This is a genomic window from Nostoc sp., assembly GCF_036917155.1.
GTDB lineage: Bacteria > Cyanobacteriota > Cyanobacteriia > Cyanobacteriales > Nostocaceae > Nostoc.
The window spans coordinates 95,883-104,461 of record NZ_JBALDZ010000024.1 but is presented as its reverse complement, the minus strand read 5'-3'; the positions used below and the strand labels follow the sequence as shown (position 1 = coordinate 104,461).

General features: G+C 42.2%; 11 protein-coding genes. 7 read left to right on the top strand and 4 right to left on the bottom strand.

Annotated elements, in window-relative coordinates; translation table 11 throughout:
* Nucleotides 1-89 precede the first annotated feature (89 nt).
* Both V7K67_RS03780 and vap15 read right to left on the bottom strand, forming a co-directional pair.
* Complete coding sequence (locus V7K67_RS03780) at nucleotides 90-377, bottom strand: putative toxin-antitoxin system toxin component, PIN family (protein ID WP_335165299.1); 288 nt, start codon at nucleotides 375-377, stop codon at nucleotides 90-92.
* Nucleotides 343-591 carry a type II toxin-antitoxin system VapB15 family antitoxin gene (gene vap15 / locus V7K67_RS03775; RefSeq protein ID WP_334730572.1) on the bottom strand — a complete coding sequence of 83 codons (249 nt, stop codon included), beginning with the start codon at nucleotides 589-591 and terminating at the stop codon, nucleotides 343-345. The genes V7K67_RS03780 and vap15 overlap by 35 nt, the downstream gene beginning before the upstream one ends.
* Nucleotides 592-626: 35 nt before the next feature.
* On the opposite strand from vap15, the gene V7K67_RS03770 reads away from it, so the two are divergent.
* A complete protein-coding gene (locus V7K67_RS03770; protein WP_334730573.1) occupies nucleotides 627-767 on the top strand; it encodes a hypothetical protein in 141 nt (46 codons plus the stop codon).
* Between the two features lie 212 nt (nucleotides 768-979).
* Here V7K67_RS03770 and nagA read toward each other — a convergent pair whose 3' ends face one another.
* Nucleotides 980-2,143, bottom strand: a complete 1,164-nt coding sequence (gene nagA / locus V7K67_RS03765; RefSeq protein WP_334730595.1) for an N-acetylglucosamine-6-phosphate deacetylase — start codon at nucleotides 2,141-2,143, stop codon at nucleotides 980-982.
* 152 nt (nucleotides 2,144-2,295) lie between these two features.
* Between nagA and purE the strand changes: the two genes are divergently transcribed.
* From purE to V7K67_RS03745, 4 genes are all read left to right on the top strand, one after another.
* Nucleotides 2,296-2,814: a 5-(carboxyamino)imidazole ribonucleotide mutase gene (purE, locus tag V7K67_RS03760; RefSeq protein WP_334730574.1), complete on the top strand. Its 519-nt coding sequence runs from the start codon at nucleotides 2,296-2,298 to the stop codon at nucleotides 2,812-2,814.
* Nucleotides 2,815-2,903: 89 nt separating this feature from the next.
* Nucleotides 2,904-3,203, top strand: a complete 300-nt coding sequence (locus V7K67_RS03755) for a putative quinol monooxygenase (RefSeq protein WP_334709153.1) — start codon at nucleotides 2,904-2,906, stop codon at nucleotides 3,201-3,203.
* A gap of 161 nt (nucleotides 3,204-3,364) precedes the next feature.
* Nucleotides 3,365-4,144 carry a class II glutamine amidotransferase gene (locus tag V7K67_RS03750; RefSeq protein ID WP_334709152.1) on the top strand — a complete coding sequence of 260 codons (780 nt, stop codon included), beginning with the start codon at nucleotides 3,365-3,367 and terminating at the stop codon, nucleotides 4,142-4,144.
* Nucleotides 4,145-4,499: 355 nt separating this feature from the next.
* Nucleotides 4,500-5,222, top strand: coding sequence for a 2OG-Fe(II) oxygenase (locus V7K67_RS03745; protein ID WP_335165296.1), 723 nt, complete (start codon nucleotides 4,500-4,502; stop codon nucleotides 5,220-5,222).
* Between the two features lie 10 nt (nucleotides 5,223-5,232).
* On the opposite strand, the gene V7K67_RS03740 is transcribed toward V7K67_RS03745, so the two are convergent.
* Nucleotides 5,233-5,577: a hypothetical protein gene (locus V7K67_RS03740; protein ID WP_334730577.1), complete on the bottom strand. Its 345-nt coding sequence runs from the start codon at nucleotides 5,575-5,577 to the stop codon at nucleotides 5,233-5,235.
* A 107-nt stretch (nucleotides 5,578-5,684) separates the two neighbouring features.
* Here V7K67_RS03740 and V7K67_RS03735 point away from each other — a divergent pair, with 107 nt between their 5' ends.
* Both V7K67_RS03735 and aepX read left to right on the top strand, forming a co-directional pair.
* Nucleotides 5,685-6,440, top strand: coding sequence for a phosphocholine cytidylyltransferase family protein (locus tag V7K67_RS03735; protein ID WP_334730578.1), 756 nt, complete (start codon nucleotides 5,685-5,687; stop codon nucleotides 6,438-6,440).
* Between the two features lie 421 nt (nucleotides 6,441-6,861).
* Nucleotides 6,862-8,517, top strand: a complete 1,656-nt coding sequence (gene aepX / locus V7K67_RS03730) for a phosphoenolpyruvate mutase (RefSeq protein WP_334730579.1) — start codon at nucleotides 6,862-6,864, stop codon at nucleotides 8,515-8,517.
* The last annotated feature ends 62 nt before the right edge of the window (nucleotides 8,518-8,579 follow it).

The window sequence follows — 8,579 nt, the reverse complement described above, 5'->3', positions numbered from 1 at the left end:
TCATGGATTAACTTCTGCCTTTAATTGCTGTAACCCCTTCACCCATTCTATTTTGCCTGATTTCAGCAACTAATTACCCCTGTGAACGGTTACTCTTTCGCATCCCGACAAAGAGAAACTTCGGATTTAATATTTATAAATAAACCAATAGTCCGCAAAACTTGAATTAATTCATTAAGTTTGTTAGGCGGAAAATATTTTTGTAATTTAGGACGTTGAGTAACCAATAGAAGTTCTTCTACTATCTCTTCAGAAAGTACCACTTGAATTGTTTCTTCAAGGAAAAGATTTTGTAAGTGTTTTAGTTCTCTACCAATCAGAAAGCTAATCCAAAGATTAGTATCAATGATTATCTTGATTGTTTTGTTTTCTGGCATAAATCTGAGAACGGACGATTTCTACTTCCTCTGTAATTTCCTCTAGAGATAATTCATTAGTTTGAAATACTTCTAGTAACTGCGTTAACTTTTTATTCAAGGTTTCTTTTTCTAGTTCTTTACTAAGTAACAATTTTTCGGAATCAGAAAGTTGTTTAACAAGGGTAAGGATTTGCTCAAATGTCAATAGGAGTTGATAGGTATTTTGTAACATAGTTTCAAATATTATTATTATTTTCTCTTAAATTTATGTTCATCACTATTCCTACACCTTATTTTACCGCCGAAACCAAGCACCTAGCCAGCGCCACAGCCGACGCAACCACCCCCAAAACCTACGACGGGAGACTACAGGCGTTTTTGGTTGAGAAAGACGTTCAATTGCACTAAATTTATTTATGGAATGAAATAAAAACATTTATAACGATAGCGCAGCTAAGCCTTTGTCTTCTCCCTTGGCGTTAGCCTCTCCCAGTGTGATTCGGGGAGACGCTAAGAGCGAACGAGCGTCGTGGCGCAGCGCGAGAAATAAGGCATCCTTATTAAATCCCCTCAATTTATTTATGGGGATTATCTTTTTATTTTTTACCTTGACGCGAAATTTAGCCCAATAATCGCTGCCAAGTTAGTTCTTTTGTCACTTTATCCCAATGCCAGCGCAATAAATTAGCGGCTTGACTCTTGCCAATTCCTGGTAAACCAATCCCTTGTCTAGGTGCATCTGTAGCTAGTAAAATAGCAGTCTCCACATCACAAATCCCCCACTTCACCAAATTCTGTACTCCCACTAATAAGGGTAAAGTCGTCCCCGATAAAGTGCCATCAGCCAGTCGTGCTGTACCGTTTTTAACTTCAATTTGCCGACTGTCCCAAGGATAGACACCATCGGGTAGCCCTAGTGGTGAAAGGGCATCGCTGACAAGAAAAAGCCCTTTTTCGTAATCACTAGCGCGAAGTAGAATTTGCAGCATTGTGGGCGAAACGTGTTCACCATCAGCAATAAAACCACACATGACATTAGGATGGGTAATTGCTGCCCCTAATAATCCTGGTTCTCGGTGATGTAATGGTGGCATGGCATTGAAGGCATGAGTTACTATCGTTGCACCGAGTTCAAAAGCAAGTTGTGCCTGAGCAGATGTTGCCTGAGAATGTCCTAAACTAACGGTAATCCCCAAAGAACGCAAATATGGAATTACTTCGCCAGTGGGATCTAACTCCGGTGCTAAGGTGATGACTTTCACAATATGGGCATAATCCCCCAAAACCCGCCTTACCTCTTCAATTGTGAGGGGTAACAAGTACTCTGCTGGGTGTGCGCCACGCTTTTGGTAATTCAAAAATGGGCCTTCTAAATGCACTCCGAGAATCTTGGCACCTGCTTGTTGACTGGGGATAATATCAGCAATGACTGCAAGCGATCGCTGAATCTTTTCTACTGAAGTTGTCACAAGTGTCGGCAAAAATCCATCTACCCCGGCATCCCACAAAAATTGCCTTATTTTCTGGAGTAGATGAGCATTTTCAACCGTTAAATCAGGAAATGCCAATCCCAACGCCCCGTTAATTTGCAAATCAACGCCACCCAATGAAATCCAGTCACCACAAACATTTAGTAGGGACACACATCTAGGCATCCCTACCGTACCCATTGGCAAGATTTGCTCAATTATGCCCTCTTGATTAACCAAGAGCATCTGCAAATCTTTGTAACCAGGCACTCTAGCATTGATAATATCTACAGGATTTTGTGTTGCTTGGGTCATCACATTGGCGAGAAGAGAGCTAAATCTGATTTTAGATGCAACCAACATCAATGAATCAATTAAAACAACGCCAATAGATGAGATGATAATCGGCATCACCTAGCTTCCATAAGCTAGCTCAAATAATTTTGAATTTTGAATTTTGAATTATTATGACTCCCCTAGTTGGTATTATCATGGGCAGCGATTCCGATTTGCCCACTATGAAAGATGCGATCGCAGTTTGTGAAGAATTTGGCGTTGAAAGTGAAGTAGCGATCGTTTCGGCTCACCGTACCCCAGAACGTATGGTGCAATATGCTCAACTTGCCCACCAACGCGGTATTAAGGTAATTATTGCTGGTGCCGGTGGTGCTGCCCATCTACCGGGAATGGTAGCGTCTTTAACTCCACTGCCTGTTATCGGTGTTCCTGTACCCACTCGTAATTTACAAGGTGTAGATTCTCTGTATTCTATTTTACAGATGCCTGCTGGTATTCCCGTGGCAACAGTAGCGATCGGTAATGCCAAAAATGCTGGTCTTTTAGCAGTACAAATCCTCGCAACTCATCACCCAGAATTGTTAGAAAAAGTGCAACAATATCGTCAAACCCTATCTGAATCAGTAATTGCAAAGCAAGCCAAACTAGAACAACTAGGCTATGAACAATATTTACAGCAGATGTTTTAATAAAAATTAACACCAGCAACCACGGGGGAACAAAGAAAGAGAAAGAGAAAGTCTTTTCCCAATCCCCAATCCCCAATGCCCCATAACAAATGACAAACCAAACTATTCGCATTGTTGCCCGTATTATTGCTTTGCCTAACAAAGTAGAAGAACTAAAAGCTGTACTGTTGGAACTCATTGAGCCAACCCGACAGGAAGCAGGTGCGATCAAGTATGAACTTTTGCAAAACCAGTACGACCCAACAGACTTTACTTTTGTAGAGGAGTGGACTTCTCAGGCAGCCCTGAATACTCATCTAGATTCACCCCATTTCCAAGCGGTAGCAGCTAAACTCGAAGGTTTAGTGACTGCTACACCAGATATCCGCCGCTACCATCTTATGGCATAGTGTCATCTTGCTAACTTGAAACAGACTCTTGATTCTTGGGGAGTATGTGGCATATCTCAGCCTAAAATTCTAAGATTGAAGCGATCGCTCCAGAATCAAGGCAGCATTCTGAAGTATCTTGATCCTGAGGCCTTAGTCAAAAATTGAGAGCTGCAACATCCATGTGCCAATTGCTCGGAATGAATTGCAATGTTCCAACGGATATTTGCTTTTCTTTTGAAGGGTTTTCTGCACGGGGAGGAAAAACGGATAACCATAGCGATGGTTGGGGCATTGCTTTCTTTGAAGGAAAGGGATGTCGCATGTTTTTAGATGCTCAACCTTCTGTTGCTTCTCCAGTAGCAGAGTTTGTTCGGAGTTATCCTATCCATTCAACCCATGTCATAGCCCATATCCGCAAAGCTACTCAGGGTGAAATTGCCCTACACAACTGCCATCCTTTCCGCAGAGAATTGTGGGGTCAGTATTGGGTGTTTGCCCACAACGGTAATTTGCCAAATTTTGATCCAGAAAATTTGGGCTTTTATCAAGCTGTAGGTGATACCGATAGTGAAAAAGCATTCTGTATGATGCTAGAAACATTGCGATCGCGCTTTCCTGAGGGTAAGCCTGACATAAAAGAACTGTGCCCTGTCCTGCAAGAGATTACTGGCACAATCGCAAAATTAGGTATATTTAATTACTTATTATCAGATGGAGAACACTTGTTTGCTTATTGCTCAACCAATCTCAGCTACATTGTTCGCCAAGCGCCCTTTGCCGCTGCCCATTTAATTGACCAAGACATGACCGTAGATTTTCGGGAGGTGACTACTGAACGCGATCGCGTTGCTGTTATTGCGACCACACCCCTCACTGACAACGAAGTTTGGACAAAAATCCAACCGGGAGAATTACTAGTTTTTCAGAACGGTTTGCCCATGAAATATGCGTTCACTTAATCATAAGTAGTTAGTCGATAGTACCTAATTTCGTTCATAAATCAAATAGGAATCCTATGGAAAGAGTGCTGAGTAAAAAGTGCTGTACATGGATAGCGGGGCGTTGAGCCAGTGCTGAGTAAAAAGACCACGCCACAAGAGGTGGGGTATCAACCTCCTCCTGAAAAGAAAAGATTCCGCTTGACTTCGGGCGGGGCAAAAACCCAAGTGCAAAAGTACTGAGTACTTCTTAATTTACTCAGCACTATAAGCCGAGGCACTCAGTACTAAGTAGGTAAAATCCTAGTCCGTGTGTAAGTCCTAAGAGAGAATGGTATGTTTATTTTTGCAAGCTTGTATTAATATCAAATGATCAATGGAGCTTCAAACTGAAATTGATAAAGCAATAGCAGCTGTTGATTACCAGAAACTTCAAGTTGAGTTTCAAGCACAGAATGAATTGTTGGTGATTGAGAACTTTATCCCAAACTCCATCATTGAGCAGTTCTTGGCGCTATTACCGTCTTTGCAACCTGCTATCAACCGTAACTATATTCCCAATCATAAAAAGGGCGGTAGCATCAGCCGCTATAGTTTAGATAGCCTAGCTCCGATTTTCGGAGAGTTTTATCAACTCAGTGCCTTTTTTGACTTCCTCAACCAAATTACGACAGAAAAACTCCTTCCTTGTCCTGATGCCGATCCCCATACTTATGCGCTGTACTATTACACTGAGCCGGGAGATCATATTCAGTATCATTACGATACCTCTTACTATCGCGGGAAACGCTATACAGTGTTGCTTGGTTTAGTTGATAATTCATCCAGTACGCTGGAATATCAACTCTACAAAGATATTCCTGAACGGGAAACGCAAAAGCGATCGCTCTCCTTAACTCCTGGTACTCTAGTCTTATTCAATGGTGACAAACTTTACCACAGAGTTACTCCTTTGGGTGACAATGAACAGCGTATTGTCTTGACTTTGGAGTACGTCACCGACACCCGTATGGGTATGCTAAAACGTTTTGTCTCAAATATGAAAGATGCGATCGCTTATTTCGGGTTTCGCCAAGTGTTTCGCACTTCAAGTAACTAGTACCTGGCTTCTACCTGTATTCTCCAATCACCTCGATTTTACCCACAATGTTGCTGTTTAACTCTTCTAGCTCCTCGGCTGGAATCCACCATTCTGTGTGATATGAAGCCCCGACTTGATGAACTTCATACTTATCCATGAAAATTTTTCTAACCTCAAACCGTGTCACATAACCCACGCCACTGTCTCGAATATTCCATTTAGTAGCAATTTCCTGGGCATACTGCTCGTTTGTCACTGGGTAAAAAATTGGCTGTTCAAGTAGTCTCGGCGGCCATTTGGTGTAGTTGCTTTGTTTAACTAGTTCTAGCTCTTTTGGGCCTGTGGGGCGATACAGAGTTATTGTTGCTTCCATGTTAAGAATTAATTAACAAATATTGTCTTGAGCAAAAAACAGTCATTATGAAATACTGGGAAAATTTTTAGATTTCCTGGTGTCATAGCTTTGTTGGTGACTTAACGATGAAGGCAATTATATTAGCTGCTGGCGTTGGACGACGCTTAGGTAAAGACGGGCAAATCCAACCCAAATGCTTACTGAAATTTAACGGCAAATCTCTATTAGAGCGCCATTTGAACTATCTCCGTCATTACCAGATTAACCAAGTGGTAATTACTGTGGGTTATCAAGCACAAAGAATTCAGGATGAAATCAAAGCATTAGGAGCCGAAAATTGGGTCAGTACAGTTTACAATCCTGATTATACTAAAGGCAGTGTAATCAGCCTTTGGACTGTACGTCAGCATTTAGCTGCTGGCGATGATATATTATTGATGGATGCAGATGTATTGTGCGATCGCCGCATCATCGAACAACTGGTAAAGACAAATATCCCCAATAGCTTCTTACTGGATCGGGATTTTGAACCGGGAGATGAACCGGTAAAGCTTTGTGTTAAAGATAATTATCTAGTGGAGTTTCGCAAACAAGTAGCTCTTGGTTTGGTTTATGATTTAATTGGCGAGTCAGTGGGATTCTTTCGGTTTGGAAGTGCTGCTACTCACCGTCTTGCAACTCGCACAGAAAAGTATGTTGCAGACGGACGAGATGATGAACCTTATGAAGAAGTAATTCGGGATCTATTATTAGAAACTCCAGAAGAATTTGGCTATGAAGACATAACTGGATTACCTTGGCTAGAAATCGATTTTCCCCAGGATATTCAACGTGCCCAAAATGATATTTTACCTCAGATAGAAGTCGTAGAAAATGTCTGAAAGTATATTTAATACAGCAGTTTTTATGTATTTCAACCACGTCAGGGGCACAGCGAAACGGGCGGTTAGAAACCGCGTCTACACAAACAAAAGCTACCGATCCTGGGTTTCAAAACCTTGATTTGACCTTAGTCCGCGCAGGCGGACAATGCCAGTATAGCTGCGAATTCCATTCGCCAAGGCTAAGTTGACTGTGCCCCTACCGCGTGATCTATTTACCTGAAAATAGCTGTAATAAAGAATTCAAGAGTCAGAATTCAGTATGAATTATGTGCGACTGGCTGGTGAATCAAGGGGTTTTAAACCCCGATTAAATATCCGATTTAGTAGTCAGGAAAATAGTGGAGAATTTGAATCCCCCACTAATTGTTTCTGAATTCTGAGTTCTTCTTTAATTTATAGGTTGAGAAAAGCAGAATAGATGCATCAAATATTTGCACCCACTGACACCGCTGCAAACTTAAATAAATGTGCCCAACTGCGGTTACTACTAGAATCGCCTCAACTCGACTTCATTATGGAAGCTCACAACGGGATTAGTGCCCGCATTGTGGAAGAGGCTGGATTTAAAGGAATTTGGGCGAGTGGACTAGCCCTTTCGGCTCAATATGGGGTTCGAGATAATAATGAAGCTAGTTGGACTCAAGTTGTAGAAATGCTAGAGTTTATGTCTGATGTCACCAGCATCCCGATTTTGTTAGACGGGGATACGGGTTATGGCAACTTTAATAATATGCGTCGCCTGGTCAAAAAGCTAGAACAGCGAAGTATTGCTGGAGTCTGTATTGAAGATAAGCTTTTTCCCAAAACCAATAGTTTCATCAACGGGAGTCGCCAAGCTTTGGCTGATATTGATGAATTCTGCGGCAAAATTAAGGCGGGTAAGGATAGTCAGACAGATCCAGATTTTTGCATCGTCGCCCGACTCGAAGCTTTGATTGCTGGGTGGGATCTTTCGGAGGCATTGCGCCGAGCTGAAGCTTACCACGCTGCTGGAGCAAACGCCATCCTGATTCACAGTAAATCATCGCGTCCTGACCAAGTGCTAGCCTTTGCCAAAGAATGGGCGGGTCGTTCCCCGTTAGTGATTATACCGACCAAATATTACAGCACCGCTACTGACGTTTTTCGCAAAGCGGAAGTTAATTTGGTCATCTGGGCAAACCATTTGATTCGAGCTGCTGTTGCTAGTATGCAGGCGATCGCGCGTGAAGTGAAAGCCAGCGAAACTTTAATCAACATTGAAGATGATATTGCGCCTGTAAAAGAAATTTTCCGGCTACAGGGGGCGGATGAACTCATAGAAGCTGAAAAACGCTACTTTAACAACGGACGACAACATACTCAAGCGATCGTTTTGGCTGCTAGCAGAGGCCAAGAGTTAGCAGGTTTGACGCAAGATAAACCAAAAGTCATGTTACCCCTTGGAGGTAAACCCCTGCTCAGATTATTGGTGGACAAATTCAAGAAACTTGCCATCAATGATATTACCGTTGTTGCGGGTTACAAAGCAGAAACTATTAACGTTCCAGGGACTAAAGTCATCCGTAACCCAGATTATGAAACAACGGGAGAATTAGCATCCTTAGCCGTAGCTCAAACCAGCTTTGGCGAAGAAATGTTGGTGCTTTACGGCGATTTACTATTTAGAAGCTACATTCTGCGGGATTTATTAGAATGTCCCGGAGAGATTGTAGCTGTAGTTGATTCTGTGGCGAACAGTAAGTCTGTTAGCGGTTCACCTGACTACGCTTATTGTTCCATCCCAGATGATCTTTCTCTCTTTGGACAGGATGTCAACCTGTTGCACATTTCTAAAACAACACAAACGAAATTAGGAAAATCTAGCGGCCGCTGGATTGGGATGCTGCGTTTGCGGAGTCAAGGTAGACAGTGGGTGAGTGAAGCACTCAATGAGTTGCAAAAACGACCGGAATTCAACAGTTTGGGTTTGCCAGAATTATGCAATTATTTAATCGAGCAAGGAAAACCGATCAAGGTGCTTTATATTCGCGGTAACTGGTTAGATGTTAATTCTTTGGATGATCTTGACCTTGCTTTTCAATTGAAGCAATAGGGATGGGGACTGGGGCATGAGGAATTGTAAGGTTGAACTTTCGATCTCTGAATCTCAAGTTT

Coding starts and splice junctions, on each gene's coding strand:
- V7K67_RS03780 (WP_335165299.1), bottom strand. CDS start 377: ATGCCAGAAAACAAAACAATCAAGATAATCATTGATACTAATCTTTGG.
- vap15 (WP_334730572.1), bottom strand. CDS start 591: ATGTTACAAAATACCTATCAACTCCTATTGACATTTGAGCAAATCCTT.
- V7K67_RS03770 (WP_334730573.1), top strand. CDS start 627: ATGTTCATCACTATTCCTACACCTTATTTTACCGCCGAAACCAAGCAC.
- nagA (WP_334730595.1), bottom strand. CDS start 2,143: ATGACCCAAGCAACACAAAATCCTGTAGATATTATCAATGCTAGAGTG.
- purE (WP_334730574.1), top strand. CDS start 2,296: ATGACTCCCCTAGTTGGTATTATCATGGGCAGCGATTCCGATTTGCCC.
- V7K67_RS03755 (WP_334709153.1), top strand. CDS start 2,904: ATGACAAACCAAACTATTCGCATTGTTGCCCGTATTATTGCTTTGCCT.
- V7K67_RS03750 (WP_334709152.1), top strand. CDS start 3,365: ATGTGCCAATTGCTCGGAATGAATTGCAATGTTCCAACGGATATTTGC.
- V7K67_RS03745 (WP_335165296.1), top strand. CDS start 4,500: ATGGAGCTTCAAACTGAAATTGATAAAGCAATAGCAGCTGTTGATTAC.
- V7K67_RS03740 (WP_334730577.1), bottom strand. CDS start 5,577: ATGGAAGCAACAATAACTCTGTATCGCCCCACAGGCCCAAAAGAGCTA.
- V7K67_RS03735 (WP_334730578.1), top strand. CDS start 5,685: ATGAAGGCAATTATATTAGCTGCTGGCGTTGGACGACGCTTAGGTAAA.
- aepX (WP_334730579.1), top strand. CDS start 6,862: ATGCATCAAATATTTGCACCCACTGACACCGCTGCAAACTTAAATAAA.